The sequence below is a fragment of the Serratia sp. TSA_130.1 genome (assembly GCF_052691795.1).
Genome location: NZ_JBQZFS010000002.1, coordinates 252,330 through 278,676, shown reverse-complemented (window position 1 = coordinate 278,676; position 26,347 = coordinate 252,330). Strand labels below are relative to the sequence as shown.

General features: G+C 56.4%; 28 protein-coding genes and 2 tRNA genes. 14 read left to right on the top strand and 16 right to left on the bottom strand.

Features of this window, described 5'->3' with window-relative positions; all coding sequences use genetic code 11:
• Positions 1–4 precede the first annotated feature (4 nt).
• A complete protein-coding gene (gene yccS, locus ACUTQY_RS08110) occupies positions 5–2,140 on the bottom strand; it encodes a YccS family putative transporter (RefSeq protein WP_046686789.1) in 2,136 nt (711 codons plus the stop codon).
• A 26-nt stretch (positions 2,141–2,166) separates the two neighbouring features.
• Positions 2,167–2,619 (bottom strand): YccF domain-containing protein, encoded by a 453-nt coding sequence (locus ACUTQY_RS08105; protein WP_025302313.1) that lies wholly within the window; start codon positions 2,617–2,619, stop codon positions 2,167–2,169.
• Positions 2,620–2,785: 166 nt separating this feature from the next.
• On the opposite strand from ACUTQY_RS08105, the gene helD reads away from it, so the two are divergent.
• Positions 2,786–4,840: a DNA helicase IV gene (helD, locus tag ACUTQY_RS08100; protein WP_033642595.1), complete on the top strand. Its 2,055-nt coding sequence runs from the start codon at positions 2,786–2,788 to the stop codon at positions 4,838–4,840.
• 33 nt (positions 4,841–4,873) lie between these two features.
• Here the strand turns inward: helD and ACUTQY_RS08095 are convergent, their stop codons facing one another.
• Complete coding sequence (locus ACUTQY_RS08095; RefSeq protein ID WP_033642596.1) at positions 4,874–5,332, bottom strand: methylglyoxal synthase; 459 nt, start codon at positions 5,330–5,332, stop codon at positions 4,874–4,876.
• A 121-nt stretch (positions 5,333–5,453) separates the two neighbouring features.
• On the bottom strand, positions 5,454–6,119 hold the full coding sequence (locus tag ACUTQY_RS08090) for a DUF2057 family protein (protein ID WP_046686791.1): 666 nt from the start codon (positions 6,117–6,119) through the stop codon (positions 5,454–5,456).
• 256 nt (positions 6,120–6,375) lie between these two features.
• Here ACUTQY_RS08090 and ACUTQY_RS08085 point away from each other — a divergent pair, with 256 nt between their 5' ends.
• Positions 6,376–6,789 (top strand): CoA-binding protein, encoded by a 414-nt coding sequence (locus tag ACUTQY_RS08085; protein WP_033642598.1) that lies wholly within the window; start codon positions 6,376–6,378, stop codon positions 6,787–6,789.
• A gap of 58 nt (positions 6,790–6,847) precedes the next feature.
• Here the strand turns inward: ACUTQY_RS08085 and hspQ are convergent, their stop codons facing one another.
• Both hspQ and rlmI read right to left on the bottom strand, forming a co-directional pair.
• Positions 6,848–7,165, bottom strand: a complete 318-nt coding sequence (gene hspQ / locus ACUTQY_RS08080; RefSeq protein ID WP_004928104.1) for a heat shock protein HspQ — start codon at positions 7,163–7,165, stop codon at positions 6,848–6,850.
• A gap of 60 nt (positions 7,166–7,225) precedes the next feature.
• Complete coding sequence (rlmI, locus tag ACUTQY_RS08075; protein WP_042784137.1) at positions 7,226–8,416, bottom strand: 23S rRNA (cytosine(1962)-C(5))-methyltransferase RlmI; 1,191 nt, start codon at positions 8,414–8,416, stop codon at positions 7,226–7,228.
• 93 nt (positions 8,417–8,509) lie between these two features.
• On the opposite strand from rlmI, the gene yccX reads away from it, so the two are divergent.
• Positions 8,510–8,788, top strand: a complete 279-nt coding sequence (yccX, locus tag ACUTQY_RS08070) for an acylphosphatase (protein ID WP_033642600.1) — start codon at positions 8,510–8,512, stop codon at positions 8,786–8,788.
• A 34-nt stretch (positions 8,789–8,822) separates the two neighbouring features.
• Here the strand turns inward: yccX and tusE are convergent, their stop codons facing one another.
• Entirely contained in the window at positions 8,823–9,152 is a 330-nt protein-coding gene (tusE, locus tag ACUTQY_RS08065; RefSeq protein ID WP_033642601.1) for a sulfurtransferase TusE, read from the bottom strand.
• A 110-nt stretch (positions 9,153–9,262) separates the two neighbouring features.
• Entirely contained in the window at positions 9,263–9,922 is a 660-nt protein-coding gene (yccA, locus tag ACUTQY_RS08060) for an FtsH protease modulator YccA (protein ID WP_033642602.1), read from the bottom strand.
• Positions 9,923–10,151: 229 nt separating this feature from the next.
• Here yccA and ACUTQY_RS08055 point away from each other — a divergent pair.
• The 8 genes from ACUTQY_RS08055 (at position 10,152) to ACUTQY_RS08020 (ending at position 17,706) form a co-directional block, all read left to right on the top strand.
• Positions 10,152–10,239 (top strand) — tRNA-Ser (locus ACUTQY_RS08055).
• Positions 10,240–10,466: 227 nt separating this feature from the next.
• Entirely contained in the window at positions 10,467–10,679 is a 213-nt protein-coding gene (locus ACUTQY_RS08050; RefSeq protein ID WP_004928089.1) for a hypothetical protein, read from the top strand.
• 822 nt (positions 10,680–11,501) lie between these two features.
• Positions 11,502–12,098 (top strand): fimbrial protein, encoded by a 597-nt coding sequence (locus ACUTQY_RS08045; RefSeq protein ID WP_369825806.1) that lies wholly within the window; start codon positions 11,502–11,504, stop codon positions 12,096–12,098.
• A gap of 54 nt (positions 12,099–12,152) precedes the next feature.
• Complete coding sequence (locus tag ACUTQY_RS08040) at positions 12,153–12,848, top strand: fimbrial biogenesis chaperone (RefSeq protein WP_046688451.1); 696 nt, start codon at positions 12,153–12,155, stop codon at positions 12,846–12,848.
• Between the two features lie 14 nt (positions 12,849–12,862).
• Positions 12,863–15,358, top strand: a complete 2,496-nt coding sequence (locus ACUTQY_RS08035; RefSeq protein ID WP_046686792.1) for a fimbria/pilus outer membrane usher protein — start codon at positions 12,863–12,865, stop codon at positions 15,356–15,358.
• 15 nt (positions 15,359–15,373) lie between these two features.
• Positions 15,374–16,438, top strand: a complete 1,065-nt coding sequence (locus ACUTQY_RS08030; protein WP_004928073.1) for a fimbrial protein — start codon at positions 15,374–15,376, stop codon at positions 16,436–16,438.
• A gap of 136 nt (positions 16,439–16,574) precedes the next feature.
• A complete protein-coding gene (locus tag ACUTQY_RS08025) occupies positions 16,575–17,099 on the top strand; it encodes a hypothetical protein (RefSeq protein WP_049866670.1) in 525 nt (174 codons plus the stop codon).
• Between the two features lie 169 nt (positions 17,100–17,268).
• Complete coding sequence (locus ACUTQY_RS08020; protein ID WP_197665001.1) at positions 17,269–17,706, top strand: helix-turn-helix transcriptional regulator; 438 nt, start codon at positions 17,269–17,271, stop codon at positions 17,704–17,706.
• 74 nt (positions 17,707–17,780) lie between these two features.
• Here ACUTQY_RS08020 and ACUTQY_RS08015 read toward each other — a convergent pair whose 3' ends face one another.
• The 4 genes from ACUTQY_RS08015 to ACUTQY_RS08000 all read right to left on the bottom strand — a co-directional run bounded on the left by ACUTQY_RS08015 (position 17,781) and on the right by ACUTQY_RS08000 (position 20,617).
• Positions 17,781–18,581: a DNA/RNA non-specific endonuclease gene (locus tag ACUTQY_RS08015; RefSeq protein ID WP_033650698.1), complete on the bottom strand. Its 801-nt coding sequence runs from the start codon at positions 18,579–18,581 to the stop codon at positions 17,781–17,783.
• A gap of 189 nt (positions 18,582–18,770) precedes the next feature.
• Positions 18,771–19,085 carry a hypothetical protein gene (locus ACUTQY_RS08010; RefSeq protein ID WP_084710286.1) on the bottom strand — a complete coding sequence of 105 codons (315 nt, stop codon included), beginning with the start codon at positions 19,083–19,085 and terminating at the stop codon, positions 18,771–18,773.
• 236 nt (positions 19,086–19,321) lie between these two features.
• Entirely contained in the window at positions 19,322–19,921 is a 600-nt protein-coding gene (gene wrbA / locus ACUTQY_RS08005; RefSeq protein ID WP_033650699.1) for an NAD(P)H:quinone oxidoreductase, read from the bottom strand.
• Positions 19,922–19,999: 78 nt separating this feature from the next.
• Positions 20,000–20,617 (bottom strand): LysE family translocator, encoded by a 618-nt coding sequence (locus ACUTQY_RS08000; RefSeq protein ID WP_033642607.1) that lies wholly within the window; start codon positions 20,615–20,617, stop codon positions 20,000–20,002.
• Between the two features lie 68 nt (positions 20,618–20,685).
• On the opposite strand from ACUTQY_RS08000, the gene ACUTQY_RS07995 reads away from it, so the two are divergent.
• Positions 20,686–21,609 carry a LysR family transcriptional regulator gene (locus ACUTQY_RS07995; protein ID WP_046686794.1) on the top strand — a complete coding sequence of 308 codons (924 nt, stop codon included), beginning with the start codon at positions 20,686–20,688 and terminating at the stop codon, positions 21,607–21,609.
• Here the strand turns inward: ACUTQY_RS07995 and ACUTQY_RS07990 are convergent.
• Positions 21,593–22,060: a helix-turn-helix domain-containing protein gene (locus ACUTQY_RS07990; protein ID WP_046686795.1), complete on the bottom strand. Its 468-nt coding sequence runs from the start codon at positions 22,058–22,060 to the stop codon at positions 21,593–21,595. The genes ACUTQY_RS07995 and ACUTQY_RS07990 overlap by 17 nt on opposite strands.
• A 117-nt stretch (positions 22,061–22,177) precedes the next feature.
• Positions 22,178–22,753 (bottom strand): helix-turn-helix domain-containing protein, encoded by a 576-nt coding sequence (locus ACUTQY_RS07985; protein ID WP_046686796.1) that lies wholly within the window; start codon positions 22,751–22,753, stop codon positions 22,178–22,180.
• A 67-nt stretch (positions 22,754–22,820) separates the two neighbouring features.
• Between ACUTQY_RS07985 and ACUTQY_RS07980 the strand changes: the two genes are divergently transcribed.
• Positions 22,821–23,744 (top strand): DMT family transporter, encoded by a 924-nt coding sequence (locus ACUTQY_RS07980; RefSeq protein ID WP_046686797.1) that lies wholly within the window; start codon positions 22,821–22,823, stop codon positions 23,742–23,744.
• Positions 23,745–23,794: 50 nt separating this feature from the next.
• Here the strand turns inward: ACUTQY_RS07980 and cycA are convergent, their stop codons facing one another.
• Positions 23,795–25,195: a D-serine/D-alanine/glycine transporter gene (gene cycA, locus ACUTQY_RS07975; protein WP_033642613.1), complete on the bottom strand. Its 1,401-nt coding sequence runs from the start codon at positions 25,193–25,195 to the stop codon at positions 23,795–23,797.
• Between the two features lie 350 nt (positions 25,196–25,545).
• Between cycA and ACUTQY_RS07970 the strand changes: the two genes are divergently transcribed.
• Positions 25,546–25,621, top strand: a tRNA-Arg gene (locus ACUTQY_RS07970).
• A 220-nt stretch (positions 25,622–25,841) separates the two neighbouring features.
• On the opposite strand, the gene ACUTQY_RS07965 is transcribed toward ACUTQY_RS07970, so the two are convergent.
• Complete coding sequence (locus ACUTQY_RS07965; protein ID WP_033642614.1) at positions 25,842–26,345, bottom strand: DedA family protein; 504 nt, start codon at positions 26,343–26,345, stop codon at positions 25,842–25,844.
• Positions 26,346–26,347: the final 2 nt, after the last annotated feature.

Sequence of the window (26,347 nt, the reverse complement as noted above, 5' to 3'; positions counted from 1 at the left end):
ATAGTTAGGCTGCCTTATTGATTTGGGCATGCAGCGCGGTGAGCTCCGGCAGCAGCTCGAGCACCAATCCCACCTGCTGCAAGACCAATTGTTCTTTGCTTTCAGGTTCCGGAACGGCTTTGCTGATGCGCTCCGCCAGCTGTTCCAACGCCTGCGCAATGCGCTGGCTGTTCCGTTCTTCCTGATGCAGGGCGCCGTCCACGTAACACACGGCGTCATTGAGCAGATCGAGCGTGGCCGGGGTGTTCAGCCGCTCGCGGTGCGCCCCCAATGCGGAGATATAGCTCAGGAGCGTGTGGTTCAGACAGAGCAAGCGGAAGGCGGCTTCCTGCAGCGCTTTGTCGGCCTTGGGATCGGCTGACATGTTGGAGATGACCGAAGCCAGTTCCGCATCGCTGTTATGGGCATCTCGTCGTGCGATGCGGTAAGCGAGGCCGTTATCCTTACCTTGATGATATTGCACCAAAATGGCGTCCAGATAGCGGCAGTTGGCATTCAGCGTTTTATCCACCACCGCCGGCAGTTGGCGGAACTTCCAGTCTGGCCAGATGAAGCTGACGGCCGCCCAGGCGATGGCGCAGCCCAGCAAGGTATCGTAAACGCGCGGGGCGGCCACTTCGAATCCTTCACCCAACAGGTTGAAGCACAGCAACACCAGCAGCGTGATGAACATCGTCGCGTGGGCATATTGCACGGTGCGGAAAGCGAAGAACAGGACGCCGGTGATGACGATCAACACCAGTTGTCCTTCTACGGAAGGCACGAAATAGAGGATTGGCAGGCCGATCAGGATACCTGCCAGAGTGCCGATGATGCGCAGTGCCAGGCGCCGGCGGGTGGCGTTGTAGTTCGGTTGGCAGACGAACAGGCTGGTCAGCAGGATCCAGTAACCGTGCTGCATACCGGTGAACTGGATAAAGGCGTAACCGACGCACAGCACCGCCGACATGCGGATCGCATGGCGGAACAGGGCCGACTGCGGCGTTAAATGGCGGCTGATGCGCAGCCGGATGTCGCTCCAACCGGTCAAGCGATCGTCGGCCAGGCTGTTCTCTTCCGCTTGTCCGCTCGCCAGCGTTTGCTCGGACTCGATATTGGCCAACTGCGCATCTATCGCATGCAGGTTTTTCAGCAGATGCGCCAGCGCCTTGGTCTGTTCGCTATTGCCCTGGGTTTCGGCGATGCGTGCCAAGGCCTCCTGAATGCGGCTGAAAGCCGGCTCAAAACGCGGGTTGTGCTGGTATTTTTGCCGCAGCAGGATCGATTGTGCCAGCTGGCGGCAGGCGCGCGCCTGCATGCTCAGCAAACGCTGGAAGCGGAATAAAATATCGCTGTGACGGAATTGCCGGCTGAGCGCGTGGTACTGAACGTGGGAAGAGCTGGCGCGTTCGTGGATATCCTGCGCGACAAAATAGTAGTGCAAGGTGCGGCGGGTGCCGCGCTGGCCGCGATCGCCTTTCAGGCGCGTCAGCAGCGAGGCTTTGGTCTGGTTGAGTAACGCGACCAACGCGCTGTTGGCCATCGCGACATCCATCCATGGCAGGTCGGCGGCGCGTTCGGCGTCGGGATCGAACAGATTGGCCTTGGCATCCAGATAGTTGGCCAGTTGATCGTAACAGCGCGCCAGGTTTTCTTGCAGCGGCCGGATCGGGAACAGCAGGTGGCCCGCCAGCGTCAGCAAGTTGTACCACAATGCACCGATCACCAGCAGCAGCGGTTGCTGATACCAGGCATCGTACATGGAAGTGCCGAGCATGGTGTAAACCGCGATCAGCAGCGCACCGAAGGCGATGGTGGCGTAACGTTGCCCCAAGGCGCCCAGCAGGATAAAACCGCAGGTCGAGGTGGTTAAGCCAAGCGCGAACAACCAAGGGTAGGGAAACAGCAGCTCAATCGAGGCGGAAGCAATAAAGAAGCATACCAACGTGATCAGCAGATTGCGTAATCTGCCGGCCAGGCGGTCGTCCAAATCAGTCAGGGCGGCTGCCACCACGCCCAGCGTTAACGGGATAGTCAGCTTGGGAATGCCGAGCCACCAGGGAACGGCGGTGGTGCCGATCAGCGCAATGAGGATGCGCAAGTGATACAGCAGATTGCTGTTGTAAGTATAACGACGAACTGCGGGTGCAAAAGAGAGCACGAAAAACTCCTCAAACGGAGAAAAAATTAACGCTGTTGATAGTGGCGGCGAGCATTCTCAATACGGGCTTGCTGAGCCATTTCTACCGAGACGACGCGGCGTCCCACCGGCCACAGCGCGATGGCGGCTATTTTGAAATTGGCGATGCCGACCGGAATGCCGATGATTGAAACGCATTGCACGATACCGGCGGCAATGTGTGACAGACACAGCCACCAGCCGAACAGCACCAGCCAGATAATGTTGAGCAGCGAGCCGCCGGCGGAGAGCAGCGCATTGCTTTTTTCCGGATACAGTTCATCGACGTGTATCGCTTCGTTGCCGAACGGCACCAGCGACAGCTTGGTGATTTCCCAACAGGAGCGGGTAAGCGGCAGTGTGATGACAAGCAGCACGCTGAACACCGTAGCAATAAGCCAGCCTAGCGTGGTGAAGAAACCGCCCAACACAAAATTAAGAATATTCAGTACAGTACGCATAGACGTCATTCTGCTCTAATGATAGCCAAACCGCGATGCGGGCGTATTCACGATAAAAACGCAAAATCTATTCTACCCTTTTTTTAGCGCTAGAGTGCCACTGCTTATCGCAGGTAAACTGGCAGATATCCGTTATTTAATCTCAACATAGTCATGGCGCGACGATATGGAACTTAAAGCGACATCGCTGGGGAAACACCTGGCTCAGCACCCTTATAACCGCGTGCGGTTGCTGCACGCCGGCGTTGAGGTGAGCGGGGAAAAACATGAATACCTGATCCCCTTCAATCAACTGATTCAGGTCAGGTGCAAGCGTGGCATCGTCTGGGGCGAGCTGGAATTTGAATTACCGGACGAAAAAGTAGTGCGGTTGCACGGCACCGAATGGCAGGAAACGCAGCGTTTTTATCACTTTCTGCAGCAGGCGTGGCAGCAGTGGAGCGCCGAGATGAGCGACGTCAGCGCCGGCGTGTTGCAACAGCAGGTGGCGCAGATTAAGCGCATTGAACAACAAGATAAATGGTTCAAAAAGTCTGAGCTGGGCAAGCTGCAGCAGCAAATTCGCGAGGCTTTCTCCGCGCTGCCGATGCCGGTGGCGCGCCTGGAGGAATTCGATAACTGCCGGGCTGATTACCATCTGTGTTTGCAATGGTTGCAGCAGGGGGAGCGCAGCATCGAGCAACGCAACCGGCAGTGGACCGAGCGCATGCTGGATCAACACCATGATTTCTTCCAGACCGTCGAGAGTTCGCCGCTCAACGACGCCCAGAGCCGGGCGGTGGTCAATGGCGAGGATTCCGTGCTGGTGTTGGCCGGCGCCGGCAGCGGCAAAACGTCGGTGCTGGTGGCGCGCGCCGGCTGGCTGTTGCGTCGTCAGGAGGCTGAACCGGGTCAAATCTTGCTGTTGGCGTTCGGCCGTCAGGCCGCCGGCGAGATGAACGACCGCATCAAAGAACGTTTGGGTGATGTCGGTATTCAGGCCAAGACCTTCCATGCCTTGGCGCTGCAAATCATTCAACAAGGCAGCCGCAAAGCGCCGGCCATCAGCCGGTTGGAAACCGATGCCAAAGCGCGCAAAGAGCTGCTGATCACCCATTGGCGCCAACAGTGCGCGGAGAAGAAAGCGCAGGCCAAGGGGTGGCGTCAATGGTTGACCGAAGAGCTGGAATGGGAAGTGCCGGAAGGCGACTTCTGGCAGGATAAGCGCCTGGCGGATCGCCTGGCAAGCCGGTTGGAACGCTGGTTGGGGCTGATGCGCATGCACGGTGGCAGCCAGGCGGAAATGATCGAGCAGGCGGATGAAGAAATCCGCGATCTGTTTTCAAAACGCATCAGGCTGATGGCGCCGCTGCTGAAAGCCTGGAAAAGCGCCTTGAAAGAGGAAGGGGCGGTGGACTTCTCCGGCCTTATCCATCAGGCGGTCAACATTCTCGACAAGGGGCGCTTCGTCAGCCCGTGGAAACATATTCTGGTCGACGAGTTTCAGGATATCTCACCGCAGCGTGCGCTCTTGCTGGCGGCATTGCGCCGACAGAACAAGCAGACCTGCCTGTTTGCTGTAGGGGATGACTGGCAGGCGATTTATCGCTTCAGCGGCGCAGAACTGACGTTAACCACGGCCTTCGCCACGAACTTCGGCGAAGGCGCGCAGTGCGCGCTGGATACCACCTATCGTTTCAATGAACGCATCGGCGAGGTGGCCAACCGGTTCGTGCAGCAGAACCCGCACCAGCTGAAAAAACCGCTCAATAGTCTGAGCAAGGGCAATAAAAAGTCGGTGACGATCCTGCCGCACGAGCAGTTGGAGCCGCTACTGGACAAGCTGAGCGGCTACGCCAAGCCGGATGAGCGCATCCTGGTGCTGGCGCGTTACCACCATCTGAAACCGGAAGCGCTGGCGAAAGCGGCCACCCGCTGGCCAAAGCTGGATCTGGAGTTTATGACCATCCACGCCAGCAAGGGGCAGCAGGCGGAATACGTCATCATCGCCGGTTTGCATGAGGGGCGTGACGGCTTCCCCGCCGTGGCGCGCGAGTCGGTGTTGGAAGAGGTGTTACTGCCGCAGCCGGAGGACTTTCCGGATGCTGAAGAGCGCCGTCTGCTGTATGTCGCGTTGACTCGCGCCAAACATCAGGTATGGCTGTTGCAGGATCGTGAACGTCCTTCGGTGTTCGTCGACCACCTGCGTGAGCTTGGCGTTCCGGTGCAGAAAAAACCGTAAGCAGCAGGCCTGGCGGCAGCCAGGCCGAAAGGACTATTTCAGGCGGTCTTGCAGGTAACGCTGATAGTCGGGGATGGCGATCGCCACCTCGCTTTTGAACAGCGGAGAGTCAATCAAAAAATCAGCGGTCGAACGGTTGGTCGCTACCGGAATATTCCAGACGGTCGCCAGCCGCAGCAGCGCCTTCACGTCCGGATCGTGCGGAACCGCGTTCAGCGGATCCCAGAAGAAGATCAGCATGTCTATCTTGCCTTCCGCAATCAGTGCGCCGACTTGCTGATCGCCCCCCATTGGGCCGCTCAGCATGCTGGTGACGGGAATGCCGCTGGCACGCTGGATCAGGTTGCCGGTGGTACCGGTGGCGTACAACTGGTGCTGCGCCAGAATGGTCTTGTGGCTTTCAACCCATTCCAGCAGGGCCTGTTTGCGGTGATCGTGCGCCACCAGCGCAATGTGCTTGCGCTCGGCGATAGTGCGGGTGGTCAATTCCATCTCAGTGTCCTTCGCTAATCGGGGATGTGCGACAGATTACTGAAACTGTTTTTCACTGCCTAGCGTTTGCAGCTGAAAATGCGAAGAAAAGGCGCCTTTGCGGCTAAGGCGCCGGGAGGGATCAGCGAACCGGTTGTTTGTTGGCCCAGTGCAGGAAGCGCTTCTGGGTTTCCTTGTCCGCCTGTTGGAACCAGTATTGCAGCATCTGTTCCGACACGTTTTCACCTTTCAGCGTCACCGTCGGGGCATTCACCGGTGCGCCGGCCGGCAGGGAGGCTATTGTGTTGCCTGTGTTCGGCTGGACGAAAAGCGGGACGGAAGCCGGGCGGTTTTGGCGATTGTAATCCGTCATCACCTTTTCCAAATCGGCATTGAAGGTGACACTGTCGGGATGCAGCACATCATGCTGGAACGGCAGGGCATTACCCTCTTTATCCACCACCCGATAGTTCAGCGTTTTATCAAAGCGTTGCGTGTCACGATCGTTCTCGATGCGCGGCAGTTCGATTGCCACCTGACTGATCTTTTGCGTATTGAAGGTGGCAACCAGCGGCAGGGACGCATAGGCCTGCGTATGCTGGCCGGAACGTACGGTTTTGGTCACTTTAAACAGCAGCTGGTGCTGTCCGCCATCCAGTTCAAGGCTGTCGGCGCCTTTTAACAACGAACCTGTCATTTTCTTGCCGTCGACCACCAGCAGATCGATGTCCGGGGAGAGTTTCAGGGTCGTAGCCGCGGCAGGCATGCTGATGCTGAGCAACGCCGCAACCACCAGACCAAATTTCATCATTATCTCCTTATAAAGTGACGTAGCTCTAAGTGTTGAACATGGCATAGGTTGTGTCAAAATTTTTCAATCGGGTATTTTATTTACATTTTCACATATTTATTTGTAATTAGACACGTATGTGCGTGGCTGAACCGCGACAGCCTCAGACCATAAGATTACGCTGAAGTTTCCTGCGCGTAGCGTTTAGCTGCGCGAATGCCGATCGGTTACACTCGAAACGGAAGAGTGACGCAGTGATAAACGGGAGTTGAAGATGCAAGATCAAGAGATTGTTGAGTTATTGCAGCAGGTGAAAACCATCGCGCTGGTGGGCGCCAGCGATAACCCGTCGCGGCCCAGCTATGGGGTGATGGCTTATCTGTTGTCGCAGGGATATCAGGTGATCCCGGTGAGCCCAAAACTGGCGGGGCAGACGCTGTTGGGGCAGCCGGTTTATGCCACGCTGGCCGCCATCCCGCAGCCGGTCGATATGGTCGACGTTTTTCGCAATTCGGAGGCAGCCTACGGCGTGGCGCAAGAGGCGATAGCGATCGGTGCCAAGGCGCTGTGGTTGCAGATCGGCGTGATTAATGACCAGGCGGCAGTGCTGGCACAACAGGCCGGGCTGCAGGTGGTGATGGATCGCTGCCCGAAAATCGAAATCCCGCGTTTGGGGCTGGAGCGCTAAATAAAAAGAGCCCGGCGCGATGCCGGGCTCTTTCAGGGTTTCTCAGGTCTTGGCGCGGTCAATTGCGCAAGCGTGGCGCCTGTAACTGGTGACGGATGGATTCCGCCAGTTCATCCAGCGATGGTTGCTCGGGATGCGCTTCCTGGGGCTCGCCATCCAGCTGCGCTTCCGCCAGATAGGTATGCACCGGTTGGCCTTCCTCGTCTTCCATCACCACGTGGTACCAAGGAGCGGAACGCAGTTCATCGTTCGCCGCTATCTCGTCAGCTTTGGGTTGTTCCAAAGAGTATTCAGGGTCGATATCGATAACGACGCCCAAATACCCCAGCAGTTTATGCCTAACCTGTTGTCCGATACCGAATTTGCTGGCAATCATGATGACCTCCTGAGAAACAATGCCTTGCTCATATATGGGGGCAAGGCAGCGCATTTCAAGTTACATCACCCGACAAGCGAAGCCTTTCAGATACAGCCCCTCAGGGTACGTGGCGATCACCGGGTGATCGGCAGCCTGGCGGAACTGTTCTATAAATTGTACATCACGTCCGGCATCTACAGCGGCGTCGGCCAAAATTTTCTGGAACAGATCGGTCGGCATCAGCCCGGAGCAAGAGAAGCTGAGCAGAATGCCGCCCGGGTTCAGCAGCTGCAGCGCCAGCATATTAATGTCTTTGTAGCCACGGCAGGCGCTGGCCAGCTGGTTTTTGTTCTCGACGAACTTCGGCGGATCCATGATGATCAGATCGAATTTCTCGCCCTGGGCGCGGTAGTTGCGCAGCAGTTGGAACACGTCATCGCGAACGAACTCTGCCTTGTTCAGATCCAACTTGTTGAGCTCGACGTTCTGTCTGGCGATATCCAGCGCCGCCTGCGAGGTATCTACACTGATCACCTGCGCGCAGCCGCCCATCAGAGCGGAAACGGCGAAGGCGCCGGTGTAGGAGAAGCAGTTCAGCACCCGGCGGCCGGCGGAGTAGTTACGCGCCGCCAGGCGGCTGTCGCGCTGATCGAGATAGAAACCGGTCTTGTGCCCTTGCTGAATGTCCACCAGCAGTTTCATGCCGTGTTCGGTGATCGGCAGCAGCTCCGGCGGCAGATCGCCCAGCACCGGGCCCTGCGCCAGCGGCAGGCCTTCTTTTTTACGCACCGCCACGTCGGAACGGTCGTAAATCGAACATTCCGGGTAACAATGCTGCAGAGCGGAAAGCAGCGCCGGGCGCTGATATTCGGCGCCGGCGGACAGCAGCTGCAGCACCAGGAAATTCTGGAAGCGATCGATAGTGATGCCCGGCAGGCCGTCGGATTCGCCGGCGATCAGGCGGTATCCGTCCAGGCCGTCGCGCTGCGCGACCCAATCACGCCAGCTTTGCGCTTGCTGCAGGCGGCGAATGAAGAAATCGATGTTAATCTCTTCATCCTGCTGGAAAGTCCAGACGCGTGCGCGGATCTGCGACTCGGGCGAATAGGCGCCGCGAGCCAGCCATTTGCCCTGGCTGTCGAGAATATCGATGGTTTCACCGGAGAGCGCTTTGCCCTCGACGCGTTGAACGGCGCCGGAGAACACCCAAGGGTGGCGACGGAGTAAGGACTTTTCACGTCCTTTGGCGAGAAACAGGCGTACGGTCATAATTAATAATGCTGCCAGCTAGGATAGAAAGAGTGACACGGCGGTGCAAAGGCACGGCAATGCCATAACGAAAACTGAATTAAGGGGGCGATTATGACACAAGTTTGCATTGCTGCGTATGTGTATGGCGTGGTGCAGGGGGTAGGGTTTCGCTATTCCACTCAGCGGCAGGCTGAGGCGCTGGGGGTGACGGGCTATGCGCGCAACCTTGATGACGGCAGCGTTCAGGTGGTGGCCTGCGGCACACAGGAGCAGGTGGACTCGCTGGTCGCATGGCTGAAGCAGGGCGGCCCGCGCAGCGCGCGCGTCGAACGCGTGCTGGTGGAGCCGCAGGGCGTGACCGACTACGACGGGTTCGGCATTCGCTATTAAGCGCTCGCCTGCAGCGGCGCTGCGGGCGGAGCGGTCAGATGCATTTTACCGGTTTGGGCAATCCGGCGATCTTGGTGGCCTGTTTGGCCGGCCCTTTCGGGAACAGGCGGTACAGATAGCGGCTGTTGCCTTTTTCTTCACCGTATTTCTGCGCCATGGCTTTGACCAGCATGCGAATAGCCGGTGAGGTATTGAATTCCTGATAGAAGTCGCGCACAAAGCGCACCACTTCCCAGTGTGCTTCGGTGAGCACGATCTCTTCCTGCGCGGCCAGCAGCGGCGCCAGGCCTTCATGCCAGTCGGCGCTGTTTTTCAGATAGCCCTGCGCGTCAGTGTCGATAACCCGACCTTCAAACTCCAACATACTGCCTCGATAACGGATAATTCGGAACGGCCGCCAGTTTAGCAAATTTTTTCAGCCGCAAAAAATAAAGCCCCGCCGGAGCGGGGCCTGGAAGGCGGGGTAACACGCGATCAGTTGCTGCGGGCGAAGCCCAGAATGCTCAACAGGCTGATGAACATGTTGTACAGCGATACGTACAGGCTGACGGTGGCGCGAATGTAGTTGGTCTCGCCGCCGTGAATGATGTTGCTGGTTTCCCACAGGATCGCGCCGGCGGAGAACAGAATGAACAGCGCGCTGATCGCCAGGTGTAGAGCAGGGATCTGCAGGAACAGGTTGGCGATCACCGCCACCAGCAGCACCACAAAACCGGCCATCATCATGCCGGACAGGAACGACATGTCTTTACGGGTGGTCAGCACGTAGGCCGAGCAGCAGAAGAACACCGCGGCGGTGCCGCCCAGCGCCAGCATGATCAGATCGCCCGCGCCGGCGTTCAGGAACGAGCTGAGGATCGGGCCGAGGGCATACCCCATGAAACCGGTCAACGCGAACGCCGCCAGAATGCCTGCCGGGCTGTTGGCCAGTTTATGCGTCAGGAACATCAGGCCGTAGAAGCCAACCAGCATCAGCAGCAAGCCCGGCGCAGGCAGGCCCAGCAGGGTACTGGCGGTTGCGGTCAGCGCCGAGAAAGCCAGCGTCAGGGATAACAGGAAATAGGTGTTGCGCAGGACTTTATGCGTGCTGAGCAGGGAGTCGCGCGAGGAAGACGAGACGACAATGCGGTCCATAATGATCTCTCTTATCAGGCCATCACAAAATAATCCCGATGATAGGCAGCGCAAGCGCTTGATTAAAGTTTGTTTACCAATCTTTACCCTTAGTTATCATTGTTGCAACAGCGGGGGGAGCGGCCGCGCGTTTGTTCGCCGGCTTGCATCATTCCGTCGATTTTTCGCGCGGTTGAACGCGCCTGGGCTTTACAAGCGAATAAGCTCTGTTTATAGTGCGCGTCGTTGCGGAGGGGTGGCCGAGTGGCTGAAGGCAACGGTCTTGAAAACCGTCGACGGGAAACCGTTCCAGAGTTCGAATCTCTGCTCCTCCGCCATACATTCTGACCCCGCGCTCTTAGAGCGCGGGGTTTTTTGCTTTTGCGTGCTGAGAACTTGACGGTCGCTCGCAGGAAACGCGAACGGCTATTGATAAGGGCTACGCATCGGTGAGATTATGCGGTCATCAAGGCAGGCTGCTCGGATGCCTGCTGCTGTCAGGCGTGACCGGCACGATAATTAACGCCGCCTTATCGATTTTGCTTAATACTCTTAGGAGACAGAGATGAACTGGTATCAAGTCGCCCTATGGACCATGATTTTTCTCAAGTCCGGCGCTTTCCTGGTGTTCGTATGGTGGTGGATGTTCAAACGTGCGACCAAACCCTATGAGCGTCCGAAAGACGTTGTGGTCGACGAGACGCCGTATGACGATAGCCTTACGATGGAAGAGGTGATGAAGAATCACGGCATCGTACGGACTGAAAAGCCGCTCTGATCGTCGAATATCTGTGTTGCTATCAACCCGAGCCTGTGGCGCTCGGGTTTTTTATTCCCGCCGTTACTCGCGAAGCATCCCTTTTCCCCTATCTTGTTTGACCCCTGTAGCGATTTATTTAAATGAATTATCTTTCAGTATATTTTTTAATATACTTTAAAGGTGGGTTTTATATTGATAGGGAAAGATATATTTTTCTCTGAAAAATTCACCCTTATCGACTGAGCAAAGAAAAATTCGGACGCTGTTTCTTGTGTGTCTGAATATTCATGTGCAGAGAGTATCGCATTTCCGGGCTACTCCTATAGCGGTAGGTCGGATAATTTTTAAGGTAGGGGAAAAGTAAACCTTACGTGGAGGGATGAGGAGGGTTAAGGAATCTAAGATTTTTCTTTGTATGTGTTTTTTCTTTTTATATCAATGGTTTTTTGTTTTTTACGCCACAAGCGCTTTTATGAGGAAATGGCGGCGCTCATTGAACCCGCGCAGTAAGCAGGCTGTCGTACTCACTCTTTTAAGGCGCGCATCCTTCCGGCCATTGCTCGATTCATTTTTTTTATTGTTATGAAAATTATTTGATTCGATGTTGCAATTTTTTTGTCTTTGGAATTAATATGTCCTGCATCTGGCGGTGAATGAGATTTTTCCCATTGTCGGATATCTTTTAGAATACACTTGGATATATATAAATATATACCGTCGCATATAAACTTTTAGATGGCAGGATGCTGTCAATACTCTGCTATTGCCTAAGCTTCGTTAGCCTCTAAACGGTTTAATGGTGTAGGTCATTTTATATATGCTCTCTCAGCGAAGAAAGTAATGGGGTTTATTATGATTAAGCAAGGCATCTCTTTGGCGGTATTGGCTGCCGCGTTAACATCTGTGGGCGCAACGGCGGCAGATAATTCCGCCGGTGGCGTTATTTCGTTTAGCGGTGCCGTTACGGATACCACTTGTACCATCAATGGCGGGAAAAGCGCCGATTTTACCGTTGCGCTCAGCCCGATTTCCGTGACTGATGCGGGCACCGTGGTCGGCCCCATCACCAAAAACAAGAAATCTTTCTCGCTGACGTTCTCCGGCTGCACGCCGGCGGCGGGAACGGCCGGTACGCCGCTGAAGATCTACTTCTCTTCGGCGAATAATATCTCTACCGACGGGAAATATCTGCTGAACAGCTCCGTGAATGAAAGCGACGCCGCCGTAGCGAAAAACGTCGGTTTTTCTCTGGCTGAGCCGGGTTCATCCACGCCGATTCCGTTGAACGTGCCTTATGTCACCAAGATCAAAGGCGATAAAACGGCGCCGGATGCCGAAACGCTGACGCTGGACGCCTATTACTACAAGACCAATGCGTTGGAAGCAAAAGTGGGGGAATTGAGTTCCAACGTGACTTACACCATTTCTTACCTGTAATTGCAATTAAGCCAGGCCTGCGCCCAAGGCAAAGGCCTGGCTTCTGGGGTGACTATGAAACAGTGCTTAATCTTTGCTGGATTGTTTCTCAGCAGCTTTTGCGCCGATGCCAATATTGTAATTAATGGAACGCGCGTTATTTATCCGGAAAAAAACAAGGATGTTATCGTTCAGTTAGTCAACAATGGTGACGATCCGGCACTGGTGCAGGCATGGATTGATGACGGTGATATAAATTCGACGCCTGAAACGGCAAACGTGCCGTTCTTGTTATCCCCGCCGGTTGTGAAAGTTGCCGGAAATAATGGCCAGCAATTACGCATACAAAAAATGAGCGCGGCGCTTCCCGGCGATCGTGAGTCGGTATTTTATTTGAATGTGCTGGATATCCCGCCTACGCCGGAGAATTTGCAGGGCGTCAATACGCTGCAATTAGCCATCAAATCACGCATCAAGCTATTTTATCGCCCGGCAGGGTTAACCGGCAGTGTCAATAACATCACCGACTTCATTGAACTCCAGGCGGCGGGGAAGGGATTTAAGGTTATCAACAAAGGCCCTTACTATTTTACGTTGGCCAATGTTGATCAGAAAGGCAAAAAGAATCTGTTGGTCGATTCAGTGATGGTCGGGCCATATTCCAGCCTCTTTGCCCCGACCAAAGTTGGCGTGAGCCGGAATATTCCCTACACCCTGCTCTATATCGACGACCTGGGGGCTTATAAATCTAAAGCCATTACAGCCCGCTAACGTGAAGAACGGCCATGAAGCTTAAACTAAAATTGCTTTCGATACTGACCGCATCTGTATTCATACCGTTAAATAAAGCATCGGCGATGAAATTCGACACTTCTCTATTGGCCGGTGCGTCCAGCGAATCCGATCTGTCGCGTTTTTACCTCAATAATGACATGCCGGCAGGCACGCAAACGGTCGACGTGTATGTCAACCAGAGTTGGAAAGGGCGGTTCTCGTTGCAGTTCGGCGAACATAAAGGCGATATTCGCATCGCCCATCGTGACGCCGCCCTGTTGGGCATCGATATGAGTCGTTTGTCCATCGGGGTGGACAAGGGGCCGATCCCCGTCCAAACGTTAGTGCAAGGAGGAAGGGCGGACTTCGATGTGGGGACGTTGAGCCTTAAGCTGACGGTGCCCCAGTCGCGAGTGATTCGCGCAGAGGCCGGCTATGTTGACGCCAAATTTTGGGATCGCGGCGTGCCTGCGTTGCTGCTGGCCTATAACGCCACCTATTACCACGTGCAGTCGTTGCAGGGCGACAAGGCGTCAAACGACGATTTCTATACCGGTTTGGAATCGGGGATCAATCTGGCGGGTTGGCAATTCAGAGACAGCAGCAATTTCCGCAGCAGTTCGCGGCAAGGCAGCGATTGGCAAAATAATACTCGCTATGTGCAGCGTGGCTTCGCCGCCATCAAATCGAACCTGACGATGGGCGATTTCTATTCGCCGGGTGATTTGTTCGACTCGATTCGGGTGCGGGGCGGCGCTTTAGCCTCGGATATCAACATGCGGCCCAATTCGCAGCAGGGCTTTTCGCCGATAGTACGGGGCGTGGCGCAGAGCAATGCCCTGGTGAAAGTATTGCAAAACGGCAACCTCATCTATCAGGAGAACGTGCCGCCGGGCGCCTTTACGCTGGACAATATATTGCCGACCGGTTCTGCGGGGGATCTGTTGGTCGTGGTCAGGGAAGCCGACGGGCGGGAACAATCCTTTACCGTGCCGTTTTCCGCCGTTCCCAACATGTTGAAGCAGGGCGTCAGCAAATATGGCCTGGTGGCCGGTAAGGTCAATCAGGCGGATACCGACTATGCGCCCGCTTTCGTGCAGGGCACGCTGCAGTACGGCTTCAATAATCTGGTCACCGGTTACGCCGGTACGATCCTCAGCGAGGACTATCGCGCCTGGCTGCTGGGCAGTGGCTGGAATCTGCCGTTCGGCGCGGTATCCGTCGATGTGACTCAGGCCTCGACGCATTTGCAGGATCGCAATGAGAATGGGCAAAGTTTTCGGATCGCCTACAGCAAGTTTTTGGACGCTACCGCAACCAACTTCACGCTGGCGGCTTACCGTTATTCGACCAAAGGTTATTACAGTTTCAACGATGCCATCTACACCCATCAAGGCTACCGCGAGCGTGACAAGCGCTTTCACGATTATTGGAACGATCGGGATGACGATGAGCTTGCCCCGCTGGATTTGAATACCTGGGACGCCGTTCGCGCCGCTCGTCCGCGCAATACCTTCAATTTGAACCTAAATCAGAGGCTCGCAGACGGGTGGGGCACGCTCTATTTCTCCGGCACCCAGCGCGACTATTGGTCGGATACGAATAAAAGCCGGGAATACCAGCTCGGGTATTCAAATGCCTTCGCGCGGGTCAGTTACAACATTTCCGCGAGTCGCGTGAGAAATTCCGATCGCAAAGAAGAGACGCGGTTTTATCTCTCTCTGAGCGTGCCGTTGTCGATGTTCGACAACAATGCCTATCTCAGCACCAGCTTATCCGCCACCGATTCGCACTATCAGCAAAGCTCGCTGAGCCTGAGCGGCAATGCGCTGGAATCAAACCGTCTGAGTTATGCGCTTGCCGGCAGCAATCAAAGCGGCGGCAACAGCATGGCGAGCGTGAATGCCGCCTATCGCGCCAACGCGACGACCGTTGGCGGCTCCTACAGTGAATCATCAGACTATCGACAGTTGGGCATGAGCGCCCGCGGCAGTCTGGTGGCGATCCCTTGGCATTTGCTGGCGTCCAACGAAATGGGCAACACCATGATGGTGGTGGACGCGCCCAAGGCCAAAGGGCTGATGGTGAACGGCGACGAGAGCATCGTCACTAACGACGAAGGGCTGGCTTTGGTGCCTTACGCCACGCCTTACCGGCAAAACTCCGTGACATTGTCGGATACCGGCAACAGTTCCGGCGCCGAGATCGTCGGCAATATCGCCAACAGCGTGCCCTATGCCGGCGCCGTCAACTATTTGAGATTCGAAACCGATCGGCGTCGGCCTTATACGCTGCGCGCCTTTAAGCCCGGCAATAAGCCCCTGCCATTTGGTGCGGAGGTGGCGGATCAAAGCGGGCATGCCATTGGCTTCGTCGGGCAGGCCAGCGTCCTGTATCTGCGGGTGGAGCAGCAGCCAACGTCACTGGAGGTCAGGCTGAATGACGGTGTCTGCAAGATTGAACGCCCGAAAATCTCGATGGACAGCGCAGCCAACACATGTCGATAAAAGGATAATTACACCATGCTCAGGATACTCGCACTGACCCTGTCCCTGTTGTTCAGCGGTTACAGTTACGCTTCATGCTACGGCAACGGCATCCAATATGCGCCGCCTATCTACGTCGATTTGTCGGATAAGCTCAGCGATAAAACCCCGGTCTGGGAAGGCAGTTTTTATACGCAATACAGCGGTTCATTCAGTTGTTCAACCTCGAGCAGCGAATTCGGCTATACGCGCATCCTGTCAACCGACAGCACAAAGGCGACCATTCTGGGATTCAACAACGGTAAATATTGGATACGCGCTGAAATAACCAACGACATCGCCAACAAAAAACTTAGCGGTTGGGGATCGCACTCCGCTTCGGAATTGAATCAGCCGATGAATATTCGTTTCAGTCTGGTCAGCAAGACGGGCACATCGATACCCGGCGACACGGTTAGCCTTAAGGACGTGATGTTCGTGACCGATCTGAGCGGGATGTCCTTGCTGGAGATCATTTTGTGGCCCGCCAAGCAGTTGGTGAAGATCTTGACCTGGCTGCTCAACGGTTTCAATTGGCCTTACGATCAGCGCGACATGTACGGGCAGCCGATGACCATCAAGTATGCGCCCAAGATGACGACCTGCACTTTCGACAATGCCGGCCTGGCGGTGAAGTTGCCGACGCTGGGGATATCGCAGATTACTCAGGGGGCGCAAAATGGCCTGACGCCCTTTACGCTGAATTTCAGCTGCCAGAATCGGCAAAGTGGCGGCACGGCCGATCGGGATATCAATATGTTTTTATCCAGCAATAATCTGTTGTCTTCGGATAATACGGTTTTGATTGATAAAAGCGCTGAGGCGGCAAAAGGCATTGGCATCCGGCTGGTCAAGACGGCTTCGCCGAATAATCCCGTCACGCTGTCGCTTTCCAGCGTGACGCCAGGCGCGGCGACTTCATTATTTCATGTGGGAACCGGCAATGCCTTGGATGCGCAATTTTCCATCGGCATGGCGGCCTATTATTATCCTTACAGCCCCACCGCAATGAGCAGCGGGGGAATTAACACATCGGCTACGCTTAACATTATATATAAATAATTCTTTTGTTATTTTTAATAATAAAAAACAGGTTGCCACATATAAGAAAAATCTTAACATGGTAATTGGTGGCGAATATTATTTGCTTGAATAATATTGGTGTTTAATCCGGATCTCTATGTTGAGGATGAATTGTATGACGGAACAAATCCAGATCGGTGTCAAAGTGGAAAAATCGCTAAAAGATGAGGTTGACGTCATTCTTCGCGGTTTGGATATTAAGCCGACGACGGCGATAAATGGGCTTTATCAATATATCTCGCAGCATGGAGAGCTCCCTTTTGTCATATCAACCAGCGTGAAAACACCGAAGGATATCGCCGGCGGGTTGTTCAAGAACCTGTTTTCCTTACAAAGCACGCTCAGCGTTTTCCTGGATAAAGTGCAAATGAAGCGGTGTGTCAGCAGGGAGGAAGTATTGATTGTGCTCGATATATTGCGCGACTTTATCGTTGGTTTTCGCCAAAGCGCGCAATATCTCGGCGCTTCGCCTTTCGGTCGGCGCGTAGTTTGGAAGGATGCCGTATGCGCCGTCGAGAGTATTCATGAAATTCTAGATAATAACGTGAAATACAGTGAAGATGGCATTATGAATTTGGATGAAAAATATCTTTCATCGCTGTCCGCATTGCTGATCTCATTATGTTCTTCACTTAAGTAAGTCGGACCAATAAAGTTAATTGACATGACTGCCATGGGGGCGTTGTTAAAAACGCGCCCATGACAAATAGCAATGGGGTGATCCTGTGCGAGTGGCTATATTTTCTGATGATTACTATTTATTCTATGGCATATCGCAGATCTTAATGTCGTTGGAGGGCGTTGAAGTTATGGGTCTGCATTCATCTGCACGCCGTGGATTACATGCCATGTATTGTCATGCAGAAGTGGTCATCGTCTCTTTCTCGTCTATCTGTCGGGTTATGAATTTCTTATCGCATATTGTCGACAGGCCTGACAATACGATCGTCTTAACCGGCGTGGAAACGCCGCGACTGGCGAATTTTAACTGCCTGAAAAAAAACATCGGTCTTACGACGTTCGTTGAGGCAATAAAAATGTTCACCGCGAGCTGCAAAGGGCAGAGCCTGTCGCCGCGCGAGCTTTCGGTGTTGGCCATGCTGCTGGCGGGAAAACCGAATACCGGCGTCGCTAAGGCGTTGGGCATTTCCGAGAAAACCGTCAGCCAGCATAAAATGAACGCCATGCGTAAATTGGAAATCGAACGTTTTCACCAATTTATTGTTGCGGCGGATGAGCGAGTGTAAGCGTGATGCCGTTGGCGGAGTGAGCGCCGTCTGATGCCCGAGTAAAAATAAACCCGCCGAAGCGGGTTTTTCCGTCAGTTTTTGCAGCCCATCAACTCCGGCAGAACGCCGGGCTTGTTCTTCAGCGAAGCCTGTACGTCGTCAGGCAGACCAGCCCAGATGATCAGGCCGGTGCGTTTCTCGATCTCGTCCACCGTCACGCGGAATTGGCAAAAATCGGCGCCCTTCGGCGTGTTTTGATCGAACAGGAAAGCGGCATAGTGGTTCACCGCCGGGCTGTTGTTGATGAAAATCACCTTCCAGTAGGCGCTGGGGATAGTGTGCGCTTTCTGGGTGCCCGGCAGTTTGCCCATATCGCGTTCATACAGCGGCCCGGTCACGGTATAGACCGAAGAGATGTCTGCGCGATCGATCAGCTTGCGCTCCTGATCTTCCAGCCGCGCCCAAGCGCCCTGGTTCAGGTCGGACTTTTGCGGCGTGATGTTGGACAGGTAGTTCAGCGATTCCCAGTCGGAAACGCCGGCCAACGAGGCCAGCGGCGCCTGATGGCCGCGATCGACCTTCAGCGCCGCGTTGGCGCCGGTGTAATCGGCAGGGGCCAGGGTATCTGCCGGATTGAGAGCCGGGTCGGTTTTCCAGTTGCGCGTCTTGCCGCTGGCCGGCGTGTCTTTGGTGATGTGATAGGCCACCCAGTTGGCGAATTTGGTGGTGCTGTTATTGTTCAACGTATAAGCATGACGCACGATCGACACATTGCTGCTGCCGCCGGTCGGGCAGCCAACCGCGCAGTTGTCGATAGATTCGAGCGTCTCGGCCGACGCCTGTGCGGCGAACAGCAGGGCGGCCAGGGCCAACATCTTGTTGTTAAAGCGCATATTCATATCCTCAATAAGTTAAAAAAAATACTGTATATATTTACAGTAAATTAAACTTATCGCAGTGAAACGAATACAACAATGCAACACATTCATGTTGTGAATGTGTCAGTCATGGTACAGCGATACCGCACGTTAAAGTCGGCAGAAATAAAAACGGCGTCCAACAGACGCCGTTTCAAAAGGGGGTTATTCCAGCAGGTCGTTGACCGTGCGGCGAACGTAGTGCGTCATCTGCGCCAGATCGTCCGGTGATACCGGCCCGCCGCCGGCGCGCACCACCTGCTGCTCAATTTGGGCGATCTCTTGCTCGACCTTGTTGGCGATCTGCACTTTGACTATCTTGTCCACCGAAGACAGCAGCACCTTCAATACCACTTTCAACGCGATGTTTTCGCAGAACGAGTCGTAGTGATGAACCGGCGGCGGCGGGGCCGGAGCCGGCTCGGGCACGCGCGGAGCCAGAGCTTTGAAGCTGTCTACATTTTCAATAATAAGATCCATGTCTCTTATTAGTTCATCAAAATCTTTAGACACTGACTTATTCCCTTCGCTGTGCGCAAAAAACAGAACGCCCGTCCTCGGGCTGAAAGCCGATGAGCGACGGGCAGAACGAATTCGGGCCTGGCCTTCAGACGCTGAATGGCCGGGGGAGGGGCATTCTAACCTTGCGGCGGGTCGGCAACAAGATGGGGCCGTGCGAATGCGCGGCCCTTTGAATCACGGGTGCAGGAGGGCGATTAACTTTTCAGCTTGGCGGTGATTTTCGCCACGTGCTCGCCCTGATAGCGGGCAATGGTCAGCTCTTCGTTGCTCGGCTGTCGCGAACCGTCGGCGCCGGCGATGGTGGTCGCGCCATAGGGGGTGCCCCCGCGCACCTGCGAAACGTCAAACAGCTCCGGCGTCGCATAGCCGATCGGCACGATGATGAAGCCGTGGTGCGCCAGCGTGGTCCAGGTCGAACTGATGGTTTGCTCCTGGCCGCCGCCGGTGCCGGTGGAGGAGAAGACGCTGCCCACCTTGCCGTACAGCGCGCCGGAAGCCCACAGGCCGCCGGTCTGATCGAGGAAGGTGCGCATCTGTCCGGCCATGTTGCCGAAGCGGGTTGGCGTACCGAAGATAATGCCATCATAGTCCGCCAGCTCTTGCGGGGTGGCGACCGGCGCCTGCTGGTGTTGTTTGCCCCCGGCCTTGGCGAAGGCTTCCGGCGTCATGGTTTCCGGCACGCGTTTGACCGTTACGTCCACGTTATCGACCCGATTCGCCCCTTCGGCCACCGCCTGCGCCAGGCGTTCGATGTGGCCGTACATTGAGTAATAAAGCACCAACAGTTTCGTCATGTTTCGTACTCCCGCTCAGATGATTAACAAAAACCCCTGATAAGCATAGAAGCGAATGACGAACTTGGCGTCGTGGCGTTACCTGATGCCGGCGATCGCCAACAGGGCGCCAAAGACAATCAGCAGCCCGCCAAAGGTGCGATCGATGCCGCGGCGCAAACGCAAAAAGCGCGCATTGACGCCCGGCGCGGAAAACAGCAGCGCGACGGCGGCGAACCAGAATACATGGACGGCGGCGATAAAGAGGCCATAGCCGATCTGTACGCCGAGCGCGGTGTGGGGAGAGACCACCTGCATGAACAGACTGACGATGAAGATGGTGGTTTTCGGGTTTAACGCGTTGGTGAGAAAGCCGGTTTTCAGGGCGGCGAGATCGCTGATGGCGGCCGGCGTCGTGGTGGGCGCGGCGTCGTGATGGGTTGCGTTGCGCAGCAGCGTAAAGCCGAGGTAGATCAGGTAGGCGGCGCCGATGCCTTTGAGCAGGTTAAACAACCAGGGCGACTGTTGGATCAACACGCCGACGCCAATCAGCGTATAGCTGACATGGATCAGTACGCCGGCGCCAATGCCGCAGGCGGTGAAGATGCCGGCGCGGCGGGAGAGCAGCAGGCTGTTGCGCGATACCATGGCGAAATCCGGTCCGGGGCTGATTACAGCGAGTAAAGTAATGGTGACGACAGCGATGAGTTCAGTCATAGTTATCCTTGCGATTTTTATCAATAGAGTGACTGATTTATAAGAGTAATTTTTCTCGGTGACAAACGATGAATAGTGACGATATCGGTGAGAAAAACTCACGCAATAGAGCCAGGCCATTGCCGCTGGGCGGGCTGCGCTGCTTCGAGGCCGCCGCGCGGCTGGAAAGTTTCACGCAGGCGGCGCAGGGGCTGAATTTGACGCATGGCGCCATCAGCCGGGCGGTGCGGGCGCTGGAAGAGGAATTGGGCGTGGCGTTGTTTGAGCGCCGCCATAGGCGAGTACTGCTCACGGCGGCGGGCCGCAAGCTGTTTCAGGCGACACAGCAGGCCTTCGGCATTCTGGACCATACCGCGCTGGAGCTGCGCCAGCAGGCGCTCAATGCGCCGCTGATCTTGTCGTGTGAACCGACCTTATTGATGCGTTGGCTGATCCCGCGTTTGCCGGCTTTTCAGCGGGCGCACCCGGACATCAACTTACAGCTGGTGGCGGGCGGCGGTCCGTTTTCGTTCCATGACGGCATCACGGCGGCGATCCGGCGCAATGACTTCGATTGGGGAAAGCAGGCGCATAGCCTGGCGCTGTTCAATGAAAAGGTCGGGCCGGTGTGCCAACCCGAGGCGCTGACGAGGCTGACGGCCTCTGTGGACGGACGGCGGCTTTTGCGGCCGGGCGCCAAACTGCTGCATGCCGCGACCCGGCCGGATGCCTGGCGGCACTGGGCGCATCAGCAGGGGGTGACATTGGCGGGGCATCCGGAACAGCGCTTTGACCATTTCTATTTCAGCCTGCAGGCCGCGGTAGCCGGCCTTGGTATCGCAATCGGCCCATGGCTGCAGGTGCGAGACGATCTGGCCGCCGGCTTGTTGAGCGCGCCGTTCGGTTTTACGCCCGACGGCAGCGGCTATTACCTGCTGTCGCCGCAGCCTATCGTGCCGGGCAGCGCGTTGGCCCGGCTGGCCGAGTGGCTAACGCTCACGGCAGGCGCCTGAGTTTTTGCGCCAGCCGCTGTTCCTGCCAGCGGCTGAAGACGTTGCGCAGCAGCAGGGTGCGCACCGCCCGCATGATCAGCGCGAGGCTCATGCCGCCGATCGCCCATAGCGCCCAGAGATAGTGCGGGTGGGTAAAGACGTTGACAGCGAGCAATATCGCGCCGATGACGGCGAAACGCACCGCCATGCTCAGCAGTTTACCCTCTGCCGCAACCTGGCGACGAAGGCGCTGCGCCTCAGGCGTCTCTTCCTGCGGTGCCTGCGGCGGCGCGTTGAGATCGCTGACCTGCACGCCCAGTGCGGCGGCGATTGCGGTCAAGGTTTCCAGGCTGGCCTGTTCGCCGTTTTCAATCCGCTGTACGGTGCGGGTGCTGAGGCCGGCGATGGTCGCCAACTGCTCCTGCGACCAGCCTTTTTCCAGGCGTAATGGTCTGATGCGGTACTTTTGCATGGTGCACTCCCGAGTTCGCTGTCACTGTCATCCAGTGTAGGAGGCGCGGGGTAGCGGCGCCACGACAGCGGCACGACAGCGACACGACATCCGCCGCCGGCGCGGGCCGGCGGGCAGTCAGAAGGCGACGTTGCGGATAAAGCGCAGCGGGAGATCGCCGTGGTTGGCGTAAGCGTAGCGCTGATCGCTGTTGAAGGCTTGCGTGGCGCCGGCGCTGAGCGTCAGCGTGCCTTGTTCCAGTTCCAGCGTCAGGGTGCCGGCAATCACGTAGAGGATTTCGCTCCAGCCTTCGGCGTCCGGCGCCGAGTCGTAGCGCTCGCCCGGCATCAGCGTCCATTCCCACAGCTCGGCCCGTTGGCGCGCCGGTACGCTGGCGGCAAACAGCGCCTGGCTGCCCGGCTGTGCGCCTTGCCAGGCCAACTCGCCTACCAGATGGCTGCCGCGAGCCTCTGGCGCCTGAATCAGATCGGTGAACGAAATCGCCAGGGCGGCGGCGATCTTGTCGAGCACCGCCAGACTGACGTTGCGATCGCCGGCCTCGATGCCCGCCAGCATGCGGCGGCTGACGCCGGAAAGTTCGGCCAGCGCCATCTGGCTCAGGCCCGCCTGTTGGCGGTAGCCGCGCAGATTGCTGCTCAGGTACTGCAGCACTTTGGGGGGATCGGTTTTCGCGTTATGCGCCGTATTGCTCATCGCCGGACTTTATCTCATACTGGCAGGATCTGTGCATTATATTGCACTCAGCAGGAAGGGCAAGCCGGTGTCAGCAGCAAAAAAATCCTTTATTTCCGCCGTGGTTCCGCAAATCAGGTTGCCGGAAGCGGTGTTGATTTTCATCACCATGATCTGGGGCGGCACCTTTTTGGCCGTGCATCACGCGATGCAAGTCAGCGGGCCGTTCTTTTTCGTCGGTCTGCGTTTCGCCACCGCCACGCTGGCGTTGACGCTGTTTTCGCTGCGCGTGCTGCGCGGCCTGACCCTGTATGAACTGAAGGCGGGCGTACTTATCGGGCTGGCGATCATGTTCGGCTACAGCATGCAAACCGTCGGTCTGCAGACGATTACCAGCAGCCAATCGGCGTTCATCACCGCCATGTACGTGCCGATCGTGCCGCTATTGCAATGGCTGGTGCTGGGGCGGTTCCCCGGCATCATGTCGTGGATCGGTATTCTGCTGGCCTTTACCGGCCTGATGCTGCTGGCGGCGCCGAGCAGCACGGACATGTCGCTGAGCCTCGGCGAAATTCTGACGCTGGCCGGCACGCTGGGCATGGCGGCAGAGATCATTCTGATCGGCGCCTTCGCCGGCAAGGTGAATATCCGCCGGGTGACCATTGTGCAGCTGGCGACCGCCTCGCTGGCCTCATTTTTGATGATGGTGCCGACCGGCGAATCGCCGCCGCCGTATTCGGATTACCTGCTGTATAGCGCCATTGGGCTGGGGCTGGCCAGCGCGTTGATTCAGCTGACCATGAACTGGGCGCAGCGCAGCGTTTCACCCACGCGTGCTACGGTGATCTACGCCGGCGAACCGGTCTGGGCGGGCATCGTCGGGCGGCTCGCCGGTGAGCGTTTGCCGGGCGTCGCGTTGTTGGGGGGCGCGTTGATTGTGATCGGGGTGGTGGTCAGCGAGCTGCGCGTACGGCGCAAGGGGAAAGCGGCGGTGGCGACGGAAGCGGATTAGCGCAGAGGCAAAAAAGAGCAAAGGGGCGGAGATATCCGCCCCTTTTTGCATCACGCGGTTTTCTTCTTGCGCAGGAACACGTAAGACAGGCCGAGCAGGATGAACCACAGCGGGGTGACGATCAGCGCCTGGCGGGTGTCTTCGCGCAGCGACAACAGCACCAACACGAACACGAAGAACGCCATGCACACCCAGCACATCAGTTTGCCGGCCGGCATTTTGTAGATCGATTTCTGGTGCAGCGCCGGGCGCCGTTTGCGGTAGACCAGATACGAACACAGGATGATGGTCCAGACGAACATGAACAGAATCGCCGACACGGTGGTCACCAGGGTGAAGACCGTCATCACGTTCGGGATCAGGTAAATCAGCACCACGCCGCCCAGCAGGCAGATGCAGGAGAAGGTGAGGCCGTTGGCCGGCACCGCGCGCTTGGACAGGTTGGCGAACGATTTCGGCGCGTCGCCTTCCTGCGCCAGCCCGAACAGCATGCGGCTGGTGGAGAACACCCCACTGTTGGCGGAGGAGGCGGCGGAGGTCAGCACCACGAAGTTGATCACGCTGGCCGCGGCCGGCAGGCCAATCAGCACGAACAATTCAACGAACGGGCTCTTGTCCGGCACTACGGAGCTCCACGGCGTCACCGACATGATGACGATCAGGGCGAACACGTAGAACATGATGATGCGGATCGGAATCGAGTTGATGGCGCGTGGCAGTGACTTCTCCGGATCCTTGGTTTCCGCCGCGGTGGTGCCCACCAGTTCAATGCCGACGAAGGCGAATACCGCGATCTGGAAGCCGGCGAAGAAACCGCTGATGCCTTTCGGGAACATGCCGCCGTCATTCCACAGATGGGTGAACGAGGCTACGGTACCGGTTGGCGACTGGAACTGCATGGCGATCATTACCAACCCGGCGACGATCAGCCCGACGATGGCGACGATTTTGATCATCGCAAACCAAAACTCCATTTCGCCGAACATCTTCACCGTCGCCAGATTAAGGCCGAGCAGCAACAGCACGCACAGCAGCGAAGCGATCCACTGCGACAGTTCAGGGAACCAGAACTGGGCGTAGGCGGTGATCGCCACGACGTCGGCGATGCCGGTGACCACCCAGCAGAACCAGTAGGTCCAGCCGGTGAAGAAGCCGGCCCACGGGCCGAGCAGATCCGCGGCGAAATCGCTGAACGATTTGTATTCCAGGTTGGACAGCAGCAACTCGCCCATGGCGCGCATCACGAAGAACAGCATAAAGCCGATGATCATGTACACGAAGATGATCGAAGGGCCTGCCAGGCTGATGGTTTTACCGGAGCCCATAAACAGACCGGTGCCGATGGCGCCGCCGATGGCGATCAGTTGAATATGTCGGTTAGTGAGGTTTCGCCGTAGATGATCTTCTGAGGCGGGCGTCGCGTCAGTCGCTATTTTAGAGTGATCTACCATCTGATGATGTCCTGTTTTACCTGTCATTAGTGAAGTCGTGAGCTCTGAAGTGGCTCTTTTTTATACATTTATCCGGTTGGTCCGGCTTTAGTAAGGTAGTGCAATAACGCCACCTTTGTGCAACATGTTTACAACATTTATACGCGGGATAAAAGTCGATCAATCTTTACACGAGAGGAGGCAAATCGGACGTTCAGGGAGCGGAAGATTACTCTTCAAACGGTGGGATTAACAGACCTTATGCGGCTTATCTCGTTGATTAAACAAAGGGTTGTAAAATTCGCATGAGAAAAAGTAATGGGTGTAAGCGTTCGACAGCGAGGCTGACAAGAAGGGCGATTTATCTCGTTGGGCCGTTAGCTCAGGCGGATGAGCCGTTGACGCCTAATCAACGAGACAGAGGTTCGCCCCCTGTACGGCCCGCCAACCAAATCAGCGTGTTACGCTCAGACATTTCTTTGATTGTGCCCTCATGGCGCCGTTTTAAGCGCGTATTCTGCAAAAAAATTCGCATTTTTCGACTGATGTTCAGAAAGGTGATCTGGCGCAAACTGCGATGTTGCACCGTACTTTATACGGCAAGGGAGGCTGTGCGCTGGCGCAACGTCGGCGCAGGGATGGGGCATTTGCCCAAGAATCTTTCAGGTCAAGAAACGGGGAACACATGCGCGGCCGACATCAAGAGCAGTGCCCAAACGGCGGCTGAGAGTGCGGCGGTGGCATAGACGTGCCTCGCCGGCAGTTGCAGCATGCCGGCCATCAGCGGCACGGTGTAACGCATCACCGCCAGAAAACGCGAGGCGAACAGCAGCGGCAGCCCGCGCTTTTGCAAGGAACGTTGCGCTTTGCGCAGCGGGGCGTGAAAGCGTGCCGGCAGCCGGCGGCCAAGATCGCGACGGCAGAGCAGTGCGCCGCAGTGGAAAGACAGGATTGAGCCCAACGCCGCGCCAAGGGCGATGGCCGCCCAAACCGCGCCGATCGGCAGCGCATGTTTGCCCGCAAGGATGCCCATCAGCAGCGTCACCGAGGCAGGCGGCAGGACGGAGGACACCACGATCACGGATTTTCCCAACGCGAACAGGAAAATCAGCAGCAGCAACATCTCCGGTTCCGGGCTGTATTTGGCGATAATGTGCGTCAATTCATCCATTT